Annotated in this window: 23 protein-coding genes; 15 read left to right on the top strand and 8 right to left on the bottom strand. The window is 60.0% G+C overall.

The annotated features are described in order from the left end of the window. The 4 genes from JNO51_RS03835 to JNO51_RS03820 all read right to left on the bottom strand — a co-directional run bounded on the left by JNO51_RS03835 (position 1) and on the right by JNO51_RS03820 (position 3,536). Complete coding sequence (locus JNO51_RS03835; RefSeq protein ID WP_215781579.1) at positions 1–366, bottom strand: response regulator; 366 nt, start codon at positions 364–366, stop codon at positions 1–3. Positions 367–377: 11 nt separating this feature from the next. Then, a complete protein-coding gene (locus JNO51_RS03830; protein ID WP_252346178.1) occupies positions 378–1,529 on the bottom strand; it encodes a methyl-accepting chemotaxis protein in 1,152 nt (383 codons plus the stop codon). A gap of 519 nt (positions 1,530–2,048) precedes the next feature. After that, the gene (locus tag JNO51_RS03825; RefSeq protein ID WP_215781574.1) at positions 2,049–2,354 is read right to left on the bottom strand and encodes an STAS domain-containing protein; all 306 of its coding nucleotides are present in this window, start codon (positions 2,352–2,354) and stop codon (positions 2,049–2,051) included. 24 nt (positions 2,355–2,378) lie between these two features. Further along, on the bottom strand, positions 2,379–3,536 hold the full coding sequence (locus JNO51_RS03820; protein ID WP_215781572.1) for a PAS domain-containing sensor histidine kinase: 1,158 nt from the start codon (positions 3,534–3,536) through the stop codon (positions 2,379–2,381). A 172-nt stretch (positions 3,537–3,708) separates the two neighbouring features. Here JNO51_RS03820 and JNO51_RS03815 point away from each other — a divergent pair, with 172 nt between their 5' ends. The 9 genes from JNO51_RS03815 to JNO51_RS03775 are packed head-to-tail and all read left to right on the top strand — an operon-like array spanning position 3,709 to position 12,001. Beyond that, entirely contained in the window at positions 3,709–4,656 is a 948-nt protein-coding gene (locus JNO51_RS03815) for a chemotaxis protein (protein WP_215781570.1), read from the top strand. 30 nt (positions 4,657–4,686) lie between these two features. Then, positions 4,687–5,631: a chemotaxis protein gene (locus JNO51_RS03810; RefSeq protein WP_215781568.1), complete on the top strand. Its 945-nt coding sequence runs from the start codon at positions 4,687–4,689 to the stop codon at positions 5,629–5,631. A 52-nt stretch (positions 5,632–5,683) separates the two neighbouring features. Beyond that, the gene (gene cheY / locus JNO51_RS03805) at positions 5,684–6,073 is read left to right on the top strand and encodes a chemotaxis response regulator CheY (RefSeq protein WP_215781566.1); all 390 of its coding nucleotides are present in this window, start codon (positions 5,684–5,686) and stop codon (positions 6,071–6,073) included. 39 nt (positions 6,074–6,112) lie between these two features. Further along, positions 6,113–6,874 carry a protein phosphatase CheZ gene (gene cheZ / locus JNO51_RS03800; RefSeq protein WP_215781564.1) on the top strand — a complete coding sequence of 254 codons (762 nt, stop codon included), beginning with the start codon at positions 6,113–6,115 and terminating at the stop codon, positions 6,872–6,874. A gap of 37 nt (positions 6,875–6,911) precedes the next feature. Further along, the gene (locus tag JNO51_RS03795; protein ID WP_215781561.1) at positions 6,912–8,813 is read left to right on the top strand and encodes a chemotaxis protein CheA; all 1,902 of its coding nucleotides are present in this window, start codon (positions 6,912–6,914) and stop codon (positions 8,811–8,813) included. 45 nt (positions 8,814–8,858) lie between these two features. Then, positions 8,859–10,043, top strand: coding sequence for an EAL and HDOD domain-containing protein (locus JNO51_RS03790; protein ID WP_252346177.1), 1,185 nt, complete (start codon positions 8,859–8,861; stop codon positions 10,041–10,043). Between the two features lie 31 nt (positions 10,044–10,074). Continuing rightward, positions 10,075–10,749: a tRNA (adenosine(37)-N6)-threonylcarbamoyltransferase complex dimerization subunit type 1 TsaB gene (gene tsaB, locus JNO51_RS03785; protein WP_215781557.1), complete on the top strand. Its 675-nt coding sequence runs from the start codon at positions 10,075–10,077 to the stop codon at positions 10,747–10,749. Continuing rightward, positions 10,746–11,186, top strand: a complete 441-nt coding sequence (rimI, locus tag JNO51_RS03780; protein ID WP_215781555.1) for a ribosomal protein S18-alanine N-acetyltransferase — start codon at positions 10,746–10,748, stop codon at positions 11,184–11,186. The genes tsaB and rimI overlap by 4 nt, the downstream gene beginning before the upstream one ends. Continuing rightward, complete coding sequence (locus JNO51_RS03775) at positions 11,183–12,001, top strand: uracil-DNA glycosylase family protein (RefSeq protein ID WP_215781553.1); 819 nt, start codon at positions 11,183–11,185, stop codon at positions 11,999–12,001. The genes rimI and JNO51_RS03775 overlap by 4 nt, the downstream gene beginning before the upstream one ends. A 137-nt stretch (positions 12,002–12,138) precedes the next feature. On the opposite strand, the gene rpmG is transcribed toward JNO51_RS03775, so the two are convergent. Next, on the bottom strand, positions 12,139–12,294 hold the full coding sequence (gene rpmG / locus JNO51_RS03770; protein ID WP_133684015.1) for a 50S ribosomal protein L33: 156 nt from the start codon (positions 12,292–12,294) through the stop codon (positions 12,139–12,141). Positions 12,295–12,329: 35 nt separating this feature from the next. After that, a complete protein-coding gene (gene rpmB, locus JNO51_RS03765; RefSeq protein WP_215781551.1) occupies positions 12,330–12,563 on the bottom strand; it encodes a 50S ribosomal protein L28 in 234 nt (77 codons plus the stop codon). 296 nt (positions 12,564–12,859) lie between these two features. Here rpmB and JNO51_RS03760 point away from each other — a divergent pair, with 296 nt between their 5' ends. The 4 genes from JNO51_RS03760 to JNO51_RS03745 all read left to right on the top strand — a co-directional run bounded on the left by JNO51_RS03760 (position 12,860) and on the right by JNO51_RS03745 (position 18,138). After that, positions 12,860–14,506 (top strand): CTP synthase, encoded by a 1,647-nt coding sequence (locus JNO51_RS03760; RefSeq protein WP_215781549.1) that lies wholly within the window; start codon positions 12,860–12,862, stop codon positions 14,504–14,506. A gap of 170 nt (positions 14,507–14,676) precedes the next feature. Next, a complete protein-coding gene (gene eno / locus JNO51_RS03755) occupies positions 14,677–15,960 on the top strand; it encodes a phosphopyruvate hydratase (RefSeq protein WP_215781546.1) in 1,284 nt (427 codons plus the stop codon). Positions 15,961–15,972: 12 nt separating this feature from the next. Next, on the top strand, positions 15,973–16,263 hold the full coding sequence (gene ftsB, locus JNO51_RS03750; RefSeq protein ID WP_215781543.1) for a cell division protein FtsB: 291 nt from the start codon (positions 15,973–15,975) through the stop codon (positions 16,261–16,263). A gap of 42 nt (positions 16,264–16,305) precedes the next feature. After that, positions 16,306–18,138 carry a GGDEF domain-containing protein gene (locus JNO51_RS03745; protein WP_252346176.1) on the top strand — a complete coding sequence of 611 codons (1,833 nt, stop codon included), beginning with the start codon at positions 16,306–16,308 and terminating at the stop codon, positions 18,136–18,138. 65 nt (positions 18,139–18,203) lie between these two features. Here JNO51_RS03745 and JNO51_RS03740 read toward each other — a convergent pair whose 3' ends face one another. Both JNO51_RS03740 and JNO51_RS03735 read right to left on the bottom strand, forming a co-directional pair. Then, positions 18,204–18,488, bottom strand: coding sequence for an RnfH family protein (locus tag JNO51_RS03740; protein WP_215781541.1), 285 nt, complete (start codon positions 18,486–18,488; stop codon positions 18,204–18,206). Next, on the bottom strand, positions 18,481–18,918 hold the full coding sequence (locus JNO51_RS03735; protein WP_215781538.1) for a type II toxin-antitoxin system RatA family toxin: 438 nt from the start codon (positions 18,916–18,918) through the stop codon (positions 18,481–18,483). Before JNO51_RS03735 ends, JNO51_RS03740 begins: the two co-directional genes overlap by 8 nt. A gap of 161 nt (positions 18,919–19,079) precedes the next feature. Here JNO51_RS03735 and smpB point away from each other — a divergent pair, with 161 nt between their 5' ends. After that, positions 19,080–19,526, top strand: coding sequence for an SsrA-binding protein SmpB (smpB, locus tag JNO51_RS03730; RefSeq protein ID WP_215781535.1), 447 nt, complete (start codon positions 19,080–19,082; stop codon positions 19,524–19,526). A 36-nt stretch (positions 19,527–19,562) separates the two neighbouring features. Then, positions 19,563–21,164: a glutamine-hydrolyzing GMP synthase gene (guaA, locus tag JNO51_RS03725; RefSeq protein WP_371822874.1), complete on the top strand. Its 1,602-nt coding sequence runs from the start codon at positions 19,563–19,565 to the stop codon at positions 21,162–21,164. The last annotated feature ends 67 nt before the right edge of the window (positions 21,165–21,231 follow it).

Below are 21,231 nucleotides of genomic sequence, written 5' to 3'. Positions count from 1 at the left end.
CTAGCCGACCAGGCGCTTGACGACGTCCAGCAGTTTTTGCGGATCAAACGGCTTGACCAGCCAGCCGGTTGCGCCGGCCGCCCGTCCCATGGTTTTCATTTGTTCGCTGGACTCGGTGGTCAGCATCAGGATCGGCGTGCTGCCATAGGCGGGCAGTTTGCGCAGTGCCCGCACCAGGGACAGGCCATCCATGCCCGGCATGTTCTGGTCGGTCAGCACCAGGTCGAAATGTGCGCTCTGTGCAGTCGTCAGGCCGGCCTGGCCATCCACCGCTTCACTCACGTCGTAACCGGCGCTTTTCAGGGTGAAGCTGACCATTTGGCGAATGGAGGCCGAGTCATCGACCGTCAGAATCTTCTTTGCCATGATGTTCCCCGTCAGAAAAGATCAATGCTGCCGCTGCCCATCGCGGTCTGTAATACCGGGGAGTGCGACAGTTTCTCCCCGATGGCACGCAACTGCGCCTGGACATCTGCCGGCGGTGCCTCTCCCAGCAGTGTCAATGCTTCTTCGATGCCGCCGAGCCGACGGCGGATGTGGTCCAGCAACTGCGAGGTCATGTCCTGGAACTGCAGGCAGCGCACGGCATCGCCAACGTCATTGGATAGCTGGGCCACGCCGGTTTGCAGCTCCTGCAGGGAATCGGCCATGCGCTCATCCAGCAGGGCGATGCGTGAAGAGGTTTCGGACAGGCGCTGCTTGGCCTGCAAGGTGAACATCATGTCCTGCGAGGCCACCTGGTGAATCAGGGTTTCGGCATCCTGCACCGAGTGCCCGACTTTGGCGATCAGCTCGCGAATCTGCCCGCTGAAGGACTCGGTCCGGCCGGACAGGTTGCGCACTTCGTCCGCCACCACCGCGAAGCCACGGCCGAGCTCGCCGGCGCGTGCGGCCTCGATCGCGGCATTCAGGGCCAGCATATTGGTCTGGTTGTTGATGCCACCGATTTCATCCAGCAGCGCATTGACCGAATTGACCTCTGTCACGATGCGTTCCATCTGCTCGACCAGCAGAATGGCGGATTTGCTGTTCTCGACTGTCTTCTCGACGAAGGTCTCCATGGTCTGCGAGATTTCATCGACAAATTGTTTGAAGGAAATGCCATAGACACCGGTGTGATGGGTATCGGTCTCGCCCTTGGCCAGTGACTGGGCCAGCACCAGCTGCGCCTGCGCCTCATCGGCCAGCCCGGCAAAACTCTGAACCAGGGTGGCAACCGCTTCGCTGATCAGGGTGCGGGTGCGTTCCAGCTCGGAGAGTGCCTCGCGGGCCTGCTCGCTGGCGAACTGTCGCGGTGCCAGCACGCCCTCAGCGGGCATGACCGTTTGTCCCGCCTCCGGAGCCGGGCCGGCCTCGCCGGAGCCTGACTGCCGCCGTCCCCAGAGCCAGACGACAAGGAGCAGCAGGCAGGCCAGACTGGCCACCAGCCAGGTTGAGGCTATCCACAAGGGTGCCAGCAATACCAGCACACAGCCCGCCAGCAGCGGCAAAACCGAGCGGATCTGCACAAATACGCTGCCTGAAGACATTTGCATGTCCTATTTGTTGATGAGTTGAGAGTTTGTTTTCAGCACTCTCTCTTGATCATACATAAAGCGGTCTAATGCAAGATGTTTAATCAAATTGCTTTTTTTATGCTTAATAGCATTCCAACAACAATCCGCTGTCCAAGCGGCCATGGCAGTGATTTCCACCAAATTAATGTGTTTTATTTCTATTTTCTCTCGTAATCGGCGACTGTCCACTGGATTTGTCCAGCGAATTCACCCGAATGGGGGTATCCCTGTTCTCTTGATCAGTAGCTGATCAACATCAAGCACAACACGCCATGACGGATTGGGTAACAGACAGGGGAAACGCAGGAAATCCGCGGCTGAAGCCTGGATCAGGCATTCTGCGGGCAGGACATGCCGGTGGCTTAAGAACAGGGAAAAGGGTTGTCGGGGCTCAGCCCGGCGGAGGGAGGCAGGCGGGACGACCGCCGGCATGCGCAGACGAGTGAGGTCATCACTCGTCTGCGCATGCCGGCAGCGCGCGCCTGTGCGGCATTACTGGATGTTGAACATCTTGTTGAAGCAGGCGATTTCCAGGACTTGCTGCACGGTATCGTGGCAGTTGACCAGGGCCAGGGATTTCTTTTGCAGGGCGGCACGCTCTTTCAGCAGCAGCAACATGCCCAGCGCCGAGCTGTCGAGAAACGGCACCTGATCGAAATCGACCTGGATTTCGGTCACCTGGTTGGCGTCGAGCAGCTCCTGGCTTGCCTGACGAAAATCCTTGTGCATGTTGAAGTCAAACTGGCCAAGCAAAACCAGTCTGCCGATATTCCCTTCGACTTTCACTACCGGCTTCATCGCATTCTCCGTTGGTGTTGCTGTTTACTGTCGCGCGACTGGCAGACAAAATTCGAACGCTGCCCCCCCTTGAGGGCGATTGCTGCAACTGACGCGCCCGCCGAGTTCTTCCGCCACCTTCTTGACGATCGCCAGCCCCAGCCCCGTTCCGCCGGAGCGGGTGGTGTAGAACGGTTCGAAGAGCCGCTCCTGTTCCGCCTGCGGGATGCCCGGACCGGCGTCACACACCTGCAGGCACAGACTGTCGGCCGTCTGTGTCAGGTTCAGTTCGATGGTACTGCCTTGCGGGGAAAAAAATACGGCATTTTCCAGCAGATTGGTCATGGCACCGACCAATGCTTTCCGGTCCCCCATCACCGTTATGGCAGACGCAGGCACTGAAGCGCAAACGAAATTAATGCCACGTGACTGGCATTGCGGCAAAAATACCGCATTTAGATCATCCAGGACCAGCGCCATGTCAAGCGGTTCGCGTTCGGTGACCTGCCCCCGGACAAAGCCCAGCATATTCTGGATCAACCCCTCCAGAGCCTTGAGCCGCGTCAATATCTTGTCAATAAACCGGTTACGGTCTTCCTCTTTCAAATCGGTTTTTTTAAGATTAGCGGCGTAAAGCAATGCCGTAGACAATGGCGTTCGCAACTGATGGGCCAGCGACGCGGCCATGCTGCCCATGGCGGCCAGTTTTTCCTGGCGTGCCAGTTCACCGGACAGCTGGTTCAGCCGCGTGACATCGTGTAACAGGGCGATGCGTCCGCCTGAAGCAGGCAGGTCTTTGTATTGCAGGGTCAGGTGGCAGCCACTGGCCAGGCGGTAGGATTGGTCCAGTTCGGTCGGCTGCAATAACGGCAGGATGTCCTGCCAGTTCTCGCCCAGGATGTGTCTGCCAAGCATCTGGATGGCGGTCGGGTTTTCGGAAATGACCCGTCCGTCCTCGGACAGTTCGATCACCCCGGCTGGCAAGGCTTCCAGCAACATGCCAAGGCGCTCGGCCAGCTCGGCATTGGCCTCGACCTGCCGGCGCAGGGCGTTGTTGGCTTCGTCCAGCTGCTGATTGAGGACGTTGACCTGGCTTTCCAGCTGGCTATAGGCACCAATCAGCTGATCGGAGACGGCGTTGAACTGCTCGAAAGCCGCTTCGAGTTGTTGTTGGTCAGGTAACTTTGAAACATTTTTTGGCATTTGCTTTGCGGTATTTGTAAAAAGCAGTTAATCAGTATGATAATGAGACCACGTAATCTGGGTATACTAGACGCATGCCATAGTGCATTCGTTAAAAAATATCGGGAACTCCCCATAACTGGCGTATAAAGGGAGTGTATACGCCACACAACAAGATGCTGCGGAGGTTGCTGTGTCAGAGCTTCTAAAAAAAATCGATGCCCGAACCAAGCTGGCTGGTACCAACAAACTGGAGATCCTGCTGTTCTCGCTGGGCCATGATCAGCGAACCAACCGCAAGGAAGTCTTTGGTATCAACGTCTTCAAGGTACGCGAAGTCATGCGTACGCCGGAAATTACCACCGCACCTGAAATGCCCTCCTCCGTGGAAGGCATGGTCAGTCTGCGCGGTGCGCTGGTCCCTGTGATCGATCTGGCGAAGTATTCCGGCATCGTGACCAGCAGCAAGCCCGAAATCATGATTGTTACCGAGTACAACGGTCATACCCAGGGGTTCCTGGTTGAGTCGGTGGACACCATTCTGCGCCTGGACTGGTCGGCGATGCGCATGCCGCCGGACATGATCACCAACCGTATGGCAGGCCTGGTGACCGCGGTCACCGAGCTGGAAAACAATACGCTGGTGATGATGATGGACGTGGAAAAGGTGCTGGCCGAAACCACCCTCAGTGATGACGCCCACCTGTACATCAACGTCAAGCCGATTCATGAAGAACGCATGATTTTCTTCGCTGACGACTCGGTAGTGGCGCGCAAGCAGATTGAGCGCACGCTGGACGCGATGAACATCAAATATGCCCAGGCGATCAATGGCGCCAAGGCATGGGAAGAACTGCAACGCATGGCGATGCAGGCCGACCTGGCCAGCCGGAAATTGTCCGACATCCTGCACCTTGTGCTGACCGATGTGGAAATGCCGGAAATGGACGGCTATATGTTGACCAAGATGATCAAGAGCGACCCGCGCTTCCAGGGCATCCCGGTGCTGATGCACTCCTCCCTGTCCGGCGCATCCAACCAGAAGCTCGGCGAATCGGTAGGCGTCGATGCTTATGTGTCAAAGTTCGAGCCGCAGAAGCTGTCGATGAAACTGCGCGAAATGCTGCATATTGAAGAATAAAAATCGTACAGACTCGGGAAGGGACAGAAGATGGCAGCCAATGACGCTTCCTTGCTGGCGACGGTCGATGCTCGTACCAAGCTGGCAGGCTCCAACAAGATGGAAATCCTGCTGTTCTCGCTGGGTACGCGGGAAACATTCGGCATCAACGTATTCAAGGTTCGCGAAGTATCGCAAACCCCGGCCATTACCAAGTCGCCCAACATGCCGATCGGTGTGGTGGGTGTGCTCTCGCTGCGCGGCAATATCATTCCGGTCATTTCGCTGGCCAAATTCATTTGTCCGGACAATGCGGCGCGCCGTTTCGACACCATGATCGTGACCGAATTCAACAAGAGTACCCAGGCCTTCCTGGTGGACTCGGTGGATCGCATCATCCGTGTCGACTGGGACAAGGTCCGGGCACCGGACAATATGGTGATCACCAGTTCTGCCATCCAGAACAACCTGATTACCGCCATCACCGAGCTGGAAGACGGCAAGCTGGTGTCGATTCTGGACGTGGAACAGATTCTTGCCAGCGTGGTCGGCGAGGCGCGTGTACCGGATGTGCCGCAGGCACAGCTGGGCACCGACCAGTACATGTTCTTCGTCGACGATTCGGCAGTGGCCCGCAAGGAAATCACCGGTGTACTGGAGAAGATGGGCGTCAAGTTCCAGCAGGCGACCAATGGTCGCGAAGCCTGGGAGCGCCTGCAGATGTTCGCCTCGCGCAACTGGCCTGAAGGCGAAGCCCTGCACGATTATCTGAAGGTGATCCTGGTCGATGCCGAAATGCCGGAAATGGATGGCTATGTCTTGACCCGCCTGATCAAATCGGACCACCGCTTCAATGGCATTCCGGTCATCATGCACTCGTCGCTCTCCTCCAACGCCAACCGCGCGATGGGTTCGAGCGTCGGGGTGGATGCCTATGTGGCCAAGTTCGATCCGGTGGCACTGGCTGAAACTTTGATTCCTTTCTTGCAAAGGTAATGGTTAGAATTAGCCCTTTTGGATTGACTGAATAATTTCGGGATGTACCTCGATGCCAGACAAGAATATGCGCTTTCTCGTGGTGGATGACTTTTCCACGATGCGCCGAATTGTGCGCAACCTGCTGAAAGAACTCGGCTTCACCAATGTGGATGAAGCCGAGGATGGTCAGGTCGCGCTGCACAAGCTCAAGACCCAGCACTACGATTTCGTCGTGTCGGACTGGAATATGCCCAACATGACCGGGATTGAGCTTCTCAAAGCGGTTCGGTCCGAGCCCACCCTCAAGGGCCTGCCGTTCATGATGATTACTGCGGAAGCCAAGCGGGAAAACATCATTGAAGCGGCCATGGCAGGCGCCAGCGGTTACATTGTCAAACCTTTTACCGCTGCGACGCTGGAAGAGAAGATGAACAAGATCTTCCAGACCATGAACAAATAAAAACGGACCCGACAGGGGCCTGTATCAGGAGGAATGATCGTGCCGGATCACATCTTGGAAAACGGCGATTCGCCAGAGCTCGAGGAGCTTTTTGACTCCATCGCGCATCAGGTTACGGAAGAAGCACCCGCGGCCGAACAGGCACAGGAGGCCGCCATTGTCTCGCCGGAACTGATCACCGACCCGAGCCTGGTCGACCCGAGCGTGATGTACGAGCAGATCGGTCAGCTGACGCGCAAGCTGCACGATGCCATGCAGTCGATGGGCTATGACAAGTCGCTGGAAAGCATGGCCGAAGTGATTCCTGATGCCAAGGATCGCCTGACCTATATCGCCAATCTGACCCAGAGCGCCGCCGAGCGCGTGCTCAATGCCACCGATATCGCCAAGCCGATTCAGGATGGCATCGAAAAGGGCGCGGACTCGCTGTCCAAGCGCTGGGATATGGTCTTCAACAACCAGCTGTCCGTCGCCGAATTCAGGCAACTGGCAGAAGAAACCCGCAGCTATCTGGCTTCGGTACCCGAACAGACCCAGGCGACCAGCACCCAGCTGCTGGAAATCGTCATGGCCCAGGATTTTCAGGATCTGACCGGCCAGGTCATCAAGAAGATGATGGATATGTTCAAGGGTATCGAGCACGAACTGGTCTCCTTCCTGATTGCCTATTCGCCTACACTGAAGAAGGTGGATGTGGACGCCAGCCTGCTGAATGGCCCGGTGGTCAATCCGGAAGGTCGCAGCGACGTGGTGACCAACCAGCAACAGGTCGACGACCTGCTGGAAAGTCTGGGCTTCTGAACAAGAGTCGTAAGTCATTGAGTACGAGGATGTCACCATGAGTGAATTCGGCGGAATGGAAGAGCTGTTGCAGGACTTTCTGATGGAATCGAACGACTTGCTGTCGGATGTCGACAACAAGCTGGTCGAGCTGGAAAAGCGTCCGGATGACAAGGCCCTGCTGAACGATATCTTTCGGGGTTTCCACACCATCAAGGGGGGCGCCGGCTTCCTCAACGTGACACCGATGGTCACCTTGTGCCACCGGACGGAAAACCTGTTCGACAAGCTGCGCAACGGCGAGCTGACCCTCAACCCGGAAGTCATGGACGTGATCCTGAGCGCCACCAGTGTGGTACAGGAAATGTTCGGCACCCTGGGTCAGGGTCTGATGCCTCAGCCGGCGGATCCGGGCTTGCTGGCTACACTGGACGCCGTGCTGGCCGGCGAGAGCATTGGTGCGGCTGCCGCACCAGCCCCCGCAGCTGCGCCGGCCGCCGAAGCGCCGGCAGCCGCACCGGCAGCGGCAGCGGCCGATGGTGGCCCTGACTGGAACGCCCTGCATCAATCCGTGACCGGAGCAACCCCGGCTGCAGCCGAACCGGCCCCTGCGCCGGCAGCGGCACCGGCTGCCCCGGTAGCCGCCGCGCCAGCCCCGGTAGCCGCGGCACCGGCGGTGGTACCGCCGCCCTCGCCCGCCAAGACCCAGCCGACCGTGGCCCAGGCCAAGGCCGGGGGCAGTGTCAGCGGCCCGCAGGAAAACACCATCCGTATCGATACCGTTCGTCTGGATATGGTGCTGAACCTGTCGGGCGAAATCGGTCTGACCAAGAACCGTCTGACCACGCTGCGTACCGAAATCCTGCAGGGCAACCACGATACCAATACCCTGCGCTCGCTCGATGAGTCGATCAGCCAGCTCGACCTGCTGGTCGGCGACCTGCAAAACGCGGTCATGAAGACCCGCATGCAGCCGATCGGGCGTCTGTTCCAGAAATACCCGCGCTTGGCGCGTGACCTGGCCCGCCAGCTGGGCAAGGAAGTCGAACTGGTGTTGAGCGGTGAAGAGACCGAACTCGACAAGACCATGATCGAAGACCTGAACGACCCGCTGGTGCACTTGGTGCGCAATTCGGTCGATCATGGCGCCGAACTGCCGAACGAGCGGATTGCCGCCGGCAAGAAGCCGCAGGCCACTGTACAGCTGACCGCCGAGCAGGTGGGTGACCACATCCTGATCGAGATTACCGACGACGGGCGCGGCATGAATGCCGATGCACTGCGTCGCAAGGCGATCGAGAAGGGCCTGATCGATGTCGAAACGGCCAACTCGCTGGACGAGAAGCAGTGTCTGCAGCTGATCTTCCTGCCTGGCTTCTCGACCAAGGATCAGATCTCCAGCGTGTCGGGCCGTGGCGTCGGCATGGACGTGGTCCGTACCAACATTCAGAAGCTGAATGGCCGCATCGACATCAGCTCGGTGCCGGGCGAAGGTACGCGCATGAGCATTTCGCTGCCGCTGACGCTGGCGATTCTGCCGGTGCTGGTGGTGCGCGTCTGCAACCAGGCGTTTGCCGTGCCGCTGGCCATGGTGCGCGAAATCATCACCATCGATCCGGATGCCATCCAGGAAGTTTCCGGCAAGCCGACCATCGTGGTGCGCGATGAAATCCTGCCGCTCAAGACGCTGGCCGGCCTGCTGGGCTGGGAACCGACACAGAAGCCCTGCTTTGGTGTGCTGATGCAGTCGGCGGAAAAGGCCTTTATCCTGGCGATCGACTCCTTCATCGGCCGTGATGACGTGGTGATCAAGCCGCTGCAGAACATCCGTCCGAAGGGTGTTGCCGGTGCCACGCTGTCTGGCGACGGCTCGGTCGTGCTGGTGCTGGACATGGAAGACCTCCTGTCCGCCAATGAGGCCGGCGGCGGTACCCGAATGTCCGAATTGATAACCTTCTAAGCAGGCATGACAACAAAAAACGCTTTTATCGGTAGACAACCTGTCTTGAATCGAAATCAGCAGCTCATAGGTTATGAGCTGCTTTTTCGTCCTTCAGCCCAGGCAGATGCCGCCGGTCTTACCGCCGTTCTTGAGGCGGACACCCAGGTCCTGGTCAACACCCTGAACCATATGGGGACCAGCTGGCTGGTCGGCAACAAACTGGCGTTCATCAATGTCGGGGAAGAAATGCTGACCAGCGACTTCCTGGAATTGCTGCCGCCGCGCCGCATCATTCTGGAAATCCCGCCGGAGATCACGCTGAGCGCCGAACTGCAGTCACGGGTACGCCATCTGCGCTCGATGGGCTTCAGCATTGCGCTCGACAAGTTCCATTTCGAGGCCCCCTCCTCGGTGTTTCTGGATCAGGCCAGCTACGTCAAGCTGGATATCCAGGGCAGCGATCTGGGCCACTTCCAGGCCAATGCCGCCCGCCTGCGCAGCTTCCCGGTCAGCCGCATCGCCGAACGCGTCGAGACCCGCGAGCAGTTCAAGCAATGTCACGACCTCGGCCTAGATGGCTTTCAGGGCTATTATTTCGCCCGGCCGGAGACCCTGTCGGCCAAGGTGATCAACGCCACCTTCTCCAACACGCTGACGCTGCTCAACCTGCTGCGCCAGGATGCCGACATTCGTCAGCTGGAAGATGTGCTCAAGCGCGACGTGGCGCTGTCCTTCAAGCTGCTGCGCTACGTCAACTCGGCCGCCGCGGGGCTCAATACCACCATCACCTCTTTCAGCCATGCCGTGACCGTGCTGGGGTACAAGAAACTGTACCGCTGGCTGACCCTGCTGCTGATTACCGCGGATGATGGCGGTACCGTGCCGCCGGCGCTGCAGAAAACCGTGATCACCCGAGGCAGGCTGATGGAGCTGATCGGTCAGGACAAAAAGCTGCCCCAGGAGCAATGCGACAACCTGTTCATCACCGGTATGTTCAGTCTGCTGGATGTGCTGTTCGACATGCCGATGAACAGCATCCTTGCCCATATGCAGCTGCCGGAATCGATCAAGACTGCCCTGCTGGGTCAGAGCGGTGATTTCACCCCTTATCTGCAACTGGCTCGCGCCTGCGAGGATCTGTCGCTGGAACAGGTTCCGGAACTTTGTCGCCAGCTGGGTCTGGACAGTGACCGCTTCAATCTGGCTCACACCTCGGCGCTGGCCTGGATAGAAGGCCTGGGCCTATAATGCCGGGTTTTGACCTGACTCGAGCTCGCCCATGAACTGCCTGGCCATCGATACTTCCACCGACTACCTGTCTCTGGCGCTGCGCTGGCAGGGACAGGTACTGGTACAGCATGAACCGGCCGGTCAGGCACATGCCGAACGCGCACTGCCGGGCATCCGCGCCTTGCTGGATCAGGCCGGCATCGAATTGCGCCAGCTCGATAGCATCCTCTTCGGCCAGGGCCCCGGCTCCTTTACCGGTCTGCGCATTGCCTGCGGGCTGGCTCAGGGCCTGGCGTTCTCCGCCGATCTGCCGGTCATTGCCATCCCGACACTGGATAGTATGGCCGTTCAGCTCGACGGCCCGGTGCTGGTTTGCCTGGATGCCCGCATGAACCAGGTGTATACCGCCTGCTACGATACGCAGCACTGGCAGCGCCTGACACCGATCAGCCTGCGCGACCCGCAGGACGTCACGCTGCCGGACACCGCGGACGGCTGGCTGGCCGCCGGTTCCGGCTTTCGTCACTACCCCGCCCTGTTGACCGAGCGCCTGGCCGGCCGCCTGAGACGGGTGGAAGCCGACATCACCCCCAATGCCACCAGTCTGATCAGGCTGGCAGACAGCGGTCGCTATCCGCCGGCCCCCGCCCGTGAGGCCGGCCTGCTGTATGTGCGCGACAAGGTGGCACTGACCAGTAGCGAACAGCAGGCGCTGCGCAAATGATCTCCCTGCGTGACGCCTTGCCGGAGGATGCCGAGGCCATGGCCAGCCTGGAGGCGCGAGCCGCCAGTCATCCATGGCGTGCCAACCAGTACCTCGAATCGATGCAGGCCGGTCACCTCAGCCTGTTGCTGTGCCGCGGGGGTCTGCACTGCGGTCAGGCCATTGCCATGCTGGTGCCTGATGAAGCCGAGCTGCTGAACATTGCCATCGCCCCGGACTGTCAGGGTCAGGGACTGGGGCGCCACCTGCTGGAGGCCATGCTGAGCCGCCTGCGTGCACAGCAGATTCGTCGCGTCTTTCTTGAAGTCCGCGCCAGCAACCACATCGCGCAACAGCTTTACACCCGTTGCGGTTTTGTCGAATGCGGCCTGCGCAAGCATTACTACCCCTGTGCAGAGGGTCGTGAACACGCCATTCTGATGGAGGCCGCACTGTGAGCCGCAAAGCACAGCTTGTCGAGGCCATGGGACTGGGGCCGATCTGGCAGGCGCGCCCCGGCGCCCACCCGGAACATGCCGGACTGAGCTGGCTGCAGCAGCCCGTGGCAGCGCCCCTGCCCGCACCCGAAGCCATCGATCTGCCCCTGGCGGCGCAGACCGAACCGCTCCGCATCGTCAACGAGACACCCCCGCCCGCGACGGCGCCGAGCCCGGTGGCACCGACAGAGATCGAGCGGCCGGCGGTCAGCAGCGAACGGCTGAGCTGGCCCGCCCTGCAGCAGGCGGTACAGCACTGCCAGCAATGCCGTCTGTGCGACACCCGCACGCAGGCCGTGTTTGGTCGCGGCAATCCGCAGGCACGCTGGCTGCTGGTCGGCGAAGCGCCGGGCGAGCATGAGGACCGGCAGGGCGAACCTTTTGTCGGCCGTGCCGGCCAGTTGCTGGACAATATGCTGGCGGCAGCCGGCCTCTCGGCCCAGGACGATGTGTTCATCGCCAACGTTCTCAAGTGCCGCCCCCCGGGCAACCGCAATCCGGCCGGCGATGAAATTGCCGCCTGCCAGCATTTCCTGTGGCAACAGATCGATCACATCCAACCCGACATCATCCTGGCGCTGGGCCGGTTTGCCGCACAAACGCTGCTGCAGACCGAACAAAGCATCAGCCGCCTGCGCGGTCAGGTGCATGATTTCCGCGGGCGCCGCCTGATTGTCAGCTATCATCCCGCCTATTTGCTGCGCAATCCGCCCGACAAGGCCAAAGCATGGCAGGATTGGGTTCTGGCAAAGCGTACCCTGGACGGGCAGCCCTGAGCCGGCAAAGAAAAAGGATCGCACAGCGATCCTTTTTCTTTGGGCTGTCAGCACACGACACGCCTCAGCCGGACAAAACAAAAAACCCTTCGGCGTACCGAAGGGTTTTTATGAATGCCATGTCACCGGAACCAGGCTTACTTCAGCTTGGTTTCCTTGTACAGAACATGCTTGCGGGCAACGGGATCAAACTTCTTGATCTCCATCTTTTCCGGCATGGTGCGCTTGTTCTTGGAGGTGGTGTAGAAATGGCCAGTGCCGGCAGTCGATTCCAGCTTAATCTTGTCGCGCATGGTATACCTCAGTCGCTATCCGTGTTGTCGCTGAATCAGATCTCGCCGCGAGCGCGCAGATCGGCCAGGACAACGTCGATGCCCAGCTTGTCGATGGTGCGCAGCGCAGCATTGGAGATGCGCAGGCGAATCCAGCGGTTTTCGCTCTCTACCCAGAACTTGCGATATTGCAGGTTCGGCAGGAAACGTCGTTTCGTTTTGTTGTTGGCGTGGGAAACGTTGTTCCCGGTCATCGGACGCTTGCCGGTGACTTTGCAAACACGCGCCATGTTGGACTCCCAAAACCGGTAAAACTGGCTTTATACCACAAAAATTGCGTTATATTCAAGCCAGTGCACGCCTTGTGCCCGTATTCGGGGCAATGCAGCGTCGCGTAAGTTAGTGAATGAATTTCGCAGTATAACCCCAAACCCGCAGGCAAGTCGAATTTTCCCACGCCAACAGACCGCAAGTGTCGCATGTATGGCTGGATTTTCTGTCGGTCATGCGACAGCAGGGGGGGAAACGGTTCAAATTTTCCCCGTTTTCAGGGTAGAATCCCGGATTCCAACAGAGTCGCAGATCCATGACCAAGTTCATCTTCGTTACCGGCGGCGTGGTCTCTTCCCTTGGCAAGGGTATCGCTGCTGCGTCCATCGCCGCCATTCTTGAGTCGCGCGGGCTGAAAGTCACCATGCTGAAGCTCGACCCCTATATCAACGTCGACCCGGGCACCATGAGCCCGTTCCAGCATGGCGAAGTATTCGTCACCGAGGACGGCGCCGAGACCGACCTCGACCTGGGGCACTACGAGCGCTTCATCCACGCACGGATGAAGAAGAGCAACAACTTCACCACCGGCCAGATCTACGAATCGGTCATCACCAAGGAGCGCCGCGGCGACTACCTGGGTGGCACCGTTCAGGTCATCCCGCACATCACCGACGAAATCAAGCTCAAGGTGAATGAAGGTGCCGGCGAAGCCGAAGTGGCCATCGTCGAAATCGGCGGTACGGTCGGCGACATCGAGTCCCTGCCCTTTCTGGAAGCCATCCGCCAGATGCGCACCCAACTGGGCCGCAAGAACACCCTGTACGTCCATCTCTCCTATGTGCCGTACATTGCCGCGGCCGGCGAGATCAAGACCAAGCCGACCCAGCACTCGGTCAAGGAACTGCGCGAGATCGGCATTCAGCCCGACATCCTGCTGTGCCGCATGGACCGCGAGCTGCCGGATGACGAGAAGCGCAAGATCGCCCTGTTCTGCAATGTGGAAGAACAGGCCGTGATCGGCTGCTACGATGCCGATTCGATCTACAAAGTGCCTGCCATGCTGCATGCACAGGGCATCGACAACATCATCAGCGAACAGCTGCAGCTCGACCTGCCCAAGGCAGATCTTTCCGCCTGGGATCGCATCATCGATGCCATCGAGCATCCGGCCGAGAGCGTCAACATCGCCATGGTCGGCAAGTACGTCGACCTGACAGAGTCCTACAAGTCCCTGTCCGAAGCCCTGAAGCATGCCGGCATCCATACCCGCAGCCAGGTCAACATCCACTACGTCGATTCGGAAGAAATCGAGCGTGATGGCGCCGAATCGCTGCGCGACATGGATGCCATCCTGGTTCCGGGCGGCTTCGGCAAGCGCGGCGTTGAAGGCAAGATCAAGGCTGTACGCTTTGCCCGCGAGAACAACATCCCCTATCTCGGCATCTGCCTGGGGATGCAGATCGCGCTGATCGAATATGCCCGCGACGTGGCCGGCATGACCGACGCCAACTCGACCGAATTCAACCCCGATACCGAGTACCCGGTCGTGGCCCTGATCGACGAATGGGTCAACCACGATGGCAAGGTGGAAACCCGCGACGAGAACTCCAACCTGGGCGGCACCATGCGCCTCGGCGGCCAGCAATGCGACCTGGCAGCCGGTTCGCTGGCGGCACGGGTCTATGGCTCGGAGCAGATCGTCGAGCGCCACCGCCACCGCTATGAAGTCAACAATTACTATGTACCGCGCCTCGAAGCGGCCGGTCTGAAGATCAGCGGGTTGTCTGCCGGCCATGAAAAGCTGGTTGAAACCGTTGAACTGAGCAATCATCGCTGGTTCTTCGGCTGTCAGTTCCATCCGGAATTCACTTCCACGCCGCGTGATGGCCACCCGCTGTTTACTGCCTATATCCAGGCCGCCCTGAACTACAAGGCGGAAAAGATCGGGCAAAAGGGATAAGGCGAAAGCGGGCCTGCCCGTCCTGCGGGCCCGCCACGCAGACCGATCTCGGTTCGCCGGCTCCGGCCGGCCCTTCCCTGTGTACGACCACTGATTTTGTCTCTGCTGTCTTGCATGAAGCGCCTCTTCGGGGGCAATAAAATCAACCAAACCAGGATAGGTGTATAGCTATGAGTTCGATCATTGATGTGGTAGCCCGGGAAATTCTCGACTCCCGCGGCAATCCGACAGTAGAAGCCGATGTATTGCTCGAATCGGGCGTGATGGGTCGTGCGGCCGTGCCGTCCGGCGCCTCGACCGGCGAGAAAGAAGCCCTGGAGCTGCGTGACGGCGACAAGAGCCGTTACCTGGGCAAGGGCGTGCTCAAGGCCGTTGAGCACATCAACACCGAGATCTGCGAAGCCATCATTGGCCTGGACGCCAATGATCAGGCCTTCATCGACAAGACCATGATCGAGCTCGACGGCACCGACAACAAGGGCCGCCTGGGCGCCAACGCCACCCTGGCCGTGTCGATGGCCGTGGCGCGTGCCGCCGCAGAAGATGCCGGTCTGCCGCTGTACCGCTACCTGGGTGGTGCCGGCCCGATGTCGCTGCCGGTGCCGATGATGAACGTCATCAACGGTGGCGCACATGCCAACAACACCCTGGACATCCAGGAGTTCATGATCATGCCGGTGGGCGCGCAAAGCTTCCGTGAAGCCCTGCGCTGCGGCGCCGAGATCTTCCATCACCTGAAGAAGATCTGCAACGACAAGGGTTTCGCCACCACCGTGGGTGACGAAGGCGGCTTCGCACCGAACCTGGCCTCGCACGAAGAAGCCATCCAGCTGATCCTCGAAGCAGTGGACGCAGCCGATTACGTTGCCGGCCAGGACGTGATGCTGGCCCTGGACTGCGCTTCCAGCGAGTTCTACAAGGACGGCCGCTACCACCTGACCGCCGAAGGTCTGGCCCTGTCGTCGGAACAATTCGTCGACTACCTGGAAAAGCTGGTCGACCAGTACCCGATCATCTCGATCGAAGACGGCATGAGCGAGCACGACTGGGCAGGCTGGAAGGCTCTGACCGACCGTCTGGGCAAGCGCGTGCAGCTGGTGGGTGACGACATCTATGTCACCAACCCGGCCATCCTGGCAGAAGGCATCCGTCAGGGCATCGCCAACTCGCTGCTGGTCAAGGTCAACCAGATCGGTACCCTGTCGGAAACCCTGAAGGCTGTTGATCTGGCCAAGCGCTCGGGCTATACCAGCGTAATGAGCCACCGCTCTGGCGAAACCGAAGACAGCACCATCGCCGACCTGGCCGTTGCCACCAACTGCATGCAGATCAAGACCGGTTCGCTGTCGCGTTCCGACCGCATGGCCAAGTACAACCAGCTTCTGCGTATCGAAGAAGAGCTGGGCGATGCCGCGACCTACCCGGGCCGTGCTGCTTTTTATCAACTTAAATAATATAACTAGAACATGCGCTGGCTGACCGTGACCCTGATCGCTCTACTCGTTGCCCTGCAATGGCCGCTTTGGCTTGGCAAGGGCAGCTGGTTCAGGGTCTGGCAGCTGGACAAGCAGCTCCAGCAGCAGCGGGTGGTCAACCAACAGCTGATCGCCCGCAATGCTGCACTGGATGCCGAAGTACGGGATTTGAAACAAGGGACCGATGCCATTGAAGAACGCGCCCGCAATGAGCTTGGGCTGATTCGCAACGGCGAAGTATTTTTCCAATTGCTGGCCCCGGCAAGCGCAAACAGACAATAATCACCTTGCCCGGCTGACTTTCACTGCGAAAGATCCGAGAGCATGCGTGGCAACAAGTCCTCCAGGGTATGGGCCATGACGACCAATAATCCGATTGAAGTCGCGCGAGAAACACTCAAGCAGCTGTCTGCACGCAAACTGTTACCCACTCCGGAAAACTTCGAACGCGTTTTCAACGAACTTTGCCAGAATCCGCTGACCCGCGAAGGGCGGCTGGCCGGCCAGCTGGTCCGCGCCATCGAATCACAAGCCACCAACTCCGTACAATCACGCCTGCTGCTGTCCAAACTGCAACAGGCTGCCGACGACGAGCGCTGGGAGCAGATCCCGCAGCTGGCCGTCGACTGCATGCGCGAAGCCCTCAAGGACTGTGAGCTCACCCAGTCATGGGGCTCGCTGATCAACGACCTGATCCGCGGCTGGGAAATGCGCATCCCCGATCTGCCGCAACACTTCAAGCAGACCGCTCTCGAGCGCGTACTGATCAACTACGGCAACCAGCCGGAAGAACTCAACCAGAAACTCAACGCCCTCATCAACAACTGGGGCCTGCCGCCGAGCCAGCGGGACCCTGCCAGCTGGGGCGAAGAACCCGTTGTGCCGGAAGAGGAGGCAGTGGTCATCGCCCAGGCGCCGCACAGTGCCGATGACAGCTGGGGCACCTGGCAGCGTACTCTGGCCTATGCCCTGAAGCATGGGCTGGAACCACGACTGCTGGACAACCCGGACCTGCAACTGGACCTCGAGGTCCTGATCACCGAACTGGAAAACCTGCAGGACGCCGCCGCCCTCGACATGTACCTGCCGCGCCTGCGAGCCTTCATGATCAAGCTCGAGCTGCAGTCGCAACAGGAAGGACGTCTGGTCAACGGCCTGGCCAACATGCTGAAACTGATGCTGGACAACATTGCCCAGCTCAACCAGTCCGATGGTTTTCTGGTCGGCCAGGTCGCCAGCCTGCAGGAAGTGCTGTCGCAACAGCCCCTGTCCATGCAGCAGCTCTACCAGCTGGAAACCAGCCTGCGCGAGGTCATCCGCAAGCAGGGCAGCCTGAAACAGTCGCTGGACGAAGCCGCCAACTCACTGCGCACCCTGCTCGACAGCTTCATCACCCGCCTGTCGGCCATCACCGACAGCACCGATGACTTCCAGCAGAAGATCACCGTTCATAGCCAGCGCATCAAGGAGACCACGGATGTCGGTGAGCTGAACAGCATCATTGCCGACCTGGTGGAAGACACGGTCGAAATGCAGCAGGGACTGAGCCACTCCCACGACGAACTGATCACCGCACGCAACGAGGTCGAGGCCGCGGAACAGCGCATCAAGGAGCTGGAACAGGCACTGGAAACCGCCAGTGCCAAGGTCAAGGAAGACCAGCTCACCGGCGCCTACAACCGCCGGGGTCTGGCCGAGCACTTCCAGCGGGAGATCGGACGTACCGAGCGCACCCACAGCCCGCTGTGCGTCGCCCTGATCGACGTCGACAACTTCAAGCAACTGAACGACCACTACGGCCACCTGACCGGTGACGACGCACTGATCTACCTGGTGGACGTCATCCGCAACAATATCCGCCCTGCCGATGTGGTCGCACGCTTCGGTGGCGAAGAGTTCGTGCTGCTGATGCCGGACACCTCGCTGGAAGAGGCACTGGAAACCATCCGCCGCCTGCAGCGCGAGCTGACCAAGACCTTCTTCCTGGCCAACAACGACCGCCTGGTCATCACCTTCAGCGCCGGCGTTGCCCAATGGCATCTGGGCGAACGCGATATCGACGTCATCGAGCGCGCCGACCAGGCCATGTACCAGGCCAAGCTGGCGGGCAAGAACCGTGTCTGCAGCGCAGAAGAAGGTCCGGTTCACCTCGGCTGAAATCCGCGTACAGCCCATGAAAAAAGCCAGTGCAATGCGCACTGGCTTTTTTTATCGCCATCCCCTCACGCCTTGCCGGCTTTGGCACGGCGGCGGCGCACCTCCTTCGGATCCGCCAGCAAGGGGCGGTAAATCTCGACCCGGTCGCCGGCACGCAGCACCTGCCCCGGCGGCACGGCTTTGCCGAACACGCCCAGCTTCAGCGTCGCGACATCCACGGCAAACGCCGTCAGCAAACCGGATTGCTCGGCCGCCTGCAGCGCGGTGGTGCCGGCGGCAACCTGCAAAGCCACGATCTTCTGTGCCGCTGGCGCGGCGTAAGCCACCTCGATGGCAATCGGCTCAGTCATGACCATAAACCCTGTCGGCTTCCTTGATGAACGCATCGACCAGCGAGGCTGAAATATGATCGAACACCGGGCCGATCAGCTTTTCCAGAATCTTGCTGGAGAACTGGTAACTCAGACGAAACTCGATCTTGCAGCCCAGGTCACCCAGCGGGCGGAACTGCCAGCTGCCGGACAGCGATTCGAAAGGCCCCTCGTCCAGCGTCATGGTGATCGACTGGCCCGCCACGCAGACATTGCGGGTCGAGAAATGCTGCCGCACCTTGAAATAATCGATATGCAGCCGGGCATGGACCTGCTCGCCCTCGCGCGACAAGACCTCGGCGCGACCACACCACGGCAGGAAAGCCGGGTAGCGCTCGAAGTCATTCACCAGCGCATACATCTGGTCCGGGGTATGCCCGACCAGCACATTCTTTTCAACCACCTTCATCGCGCACGCACAGCAAAAAAACAGAACGTTACCCGTTTAACCGGCAACCGACAAGAATCACGCCATGAGGTAGGCCAGAAGCTGCTGAATTTTCGAGGGATTCAGCGAAAGCCCGGAGTCTGCTAAAATAGCGGATTCACCATTGCAGCCATGCCATCAAAATGAGCATCATCGACAACCGCAAAGCCTTTCACGAGTACTTCATCGAAGAGAAACACGAGGCCGGCCTCGTGCTCGAGGGCTGGGAAGTCAAGGCCATCCGCGCCGGCCGCGCCCAGCTGAAAGAAAGCTATGTCGTCTGGCAGCGTGGCGCCTTCTGGCTGATCGGCGCGCACATTTCGCCGCTGCAATCCGCCTCGACCCACATTCACCCCGATCCGGTGCGCAGCCGCAAGCTGCTGTTGAACCAGAGCGAAATCAACAAACTGATCGGCAAGGTCGAACGCGCAGGCTACACCCTGGTCGCCCTCGACCTGCACTACACCCGCGGTCGCATCAAGGCGGAAATCGGCCTGGCCAAGGGCAAGAAGCAGCACGACAAGCGTGCCACCGAAAAAGACCGCGAATGGGCCCGGGAAAAGCAGCGACTGATGCGCGACAAGGGCTAAACAGCATTCAGACACACCCGCCGCACCCACACGTATATGGCGGCGGGCCACATTTCAAGGAACAGCATGGACAAAATCCTCATTCTCGACTTCGGCTCCCAGGTCTCCCAACTGATCGCGCGCCGCGTGCGCGAAGCGCATGTCTACTGTGAACTGCATCCGTTCGACATGCCGATCGACGAGATCCGCGCCTTCGGCCCCAAGGGCATCATCCTGTCCGGCGGACCGAACTCGGTCTACGAAAGCGACTACCAGGCCGACGCCGAGCTGTTCCAGCTCGGCGTCCCGGTTTTGGGCATCTGCTACGGCATGCAATGGATGGCCCAGACCCTGGGCGGCAAGGTCGAGTCGGGTCATGTGCGCGAGTTCGGCTATGCCGAAGTCACCACCGTGGCCAGCAAGCTGTTCGACAACCTGCCGGGCAAGGTCCTGCCCAACGGCGAACGCGTGCAGGAAGTGTGGATGAGCCATGGCGACAAGGTCACCGCCCTGCCGGCCGGCTTCAACGTCATCGGCAGCAACCGTTCCTGCCCGATCGCCGCCATGGCCGATGAACACCGCGGCTTCTACGCCGTCCAGTTCCATCCGGAAGTCACCCACACCAAGCACGGCAAGGACATGCTGCACCGCTTCGTGCTCGGCATCTGCGCGGCCACCCCGTCCTGGACCATGCCCAACTACATCGACGAAGCCGTCGCCAGAATCCGTGCCCAGGTCGGCCAGGAAGAAGTCATCCTCGGCCTGTCCGGCGGGGTCGACTCCTCCGTGGCCGCTGCGCTGATCCATCGCGCCATCGGTGACCAGCTGACCTGCGTCTTTGTCGACCACGGCCTGCTGCGCCTGAACGAAGGCCAGATGGTCATGGACATGTTCGCCCGCAACCTGGGCGTCAAGGTCGTGCACGTCGATGCCGCCGCCGACTTCATGGGCAAGCTGGCTGGCGAAACCGATCCGGAGAAGAAGCGCAAGATCATCGGCGCCGAATTCGTTGAAGTCTTCCAGCGGGAAGCCAAGAAGCTCAGCAATGCCCGCTGGCTGGCACAGGGCACCATCTACCCGGACGTGATCGAATCGGCCGGCGCCAAGACCAAGAAGGCCCACACCATCAAGAGCCACCACAACGTCGGTGGTCTGCCGGAAACCCTGAATCTCAAGCTGCTGGAGCCGCTGCGCGAACTGTTCAAGGACGAAGTGCGCGAACTGGGCGTGGCACTCGGCCTGCCGCACGACATGGTCTATCGCCACCCCTTCCCGGGTCCGGGCCTGGGCGTGCGCATCCTGGGTGAGGTCAAGACCGAATACGCCGACCTGCTGCGTCGTGCCGACGCCATCTTCATTGAAGAACTGCGCAACACCGTCGACGAAGACGGTCTGTCCTGGTACGACAAGACCAGCCAGGCCTTTGCCGTCTTCCTGCCGGTCAAGTCGGTCGGCGTGATGGGCGATGGCCGCACCTACGACTACGTCGTGGCACTGCGTGCCGTGGTCACCTCCGACTTCATGACTGCACACTGGGCCGAACTGCCCTACTCCCTGCTCGGCCGCGCCTCCAACCGCATCATCAACGAAGTGCGCGGCATCAACCGCGTGGTCTACGATGTATCGGGCAAGCCGCCGGCGACGATTGAGTGGGAATAAGCGACCACCGACCGGGCGGCACGCCAGCCCGGCTGGGTACGCCAAAAAGCCGACGGCTCACGTCGGC

The organism is Paludibacterium sp. B53371, from assembly GCF_018802765.1.
In the GTDB taxonomy this organism is placed as follows: Bacteria; Pseudomonadota; Gammaproteobacteria; order Burkholderiales; family Chromobacteriaceae; genus Paludibacterium.
The sequence above is the reverse complement of the archived record's forward strand: the minus strand, read 5'-3'. Positions and strand labels throughout refer to the sequence as shown.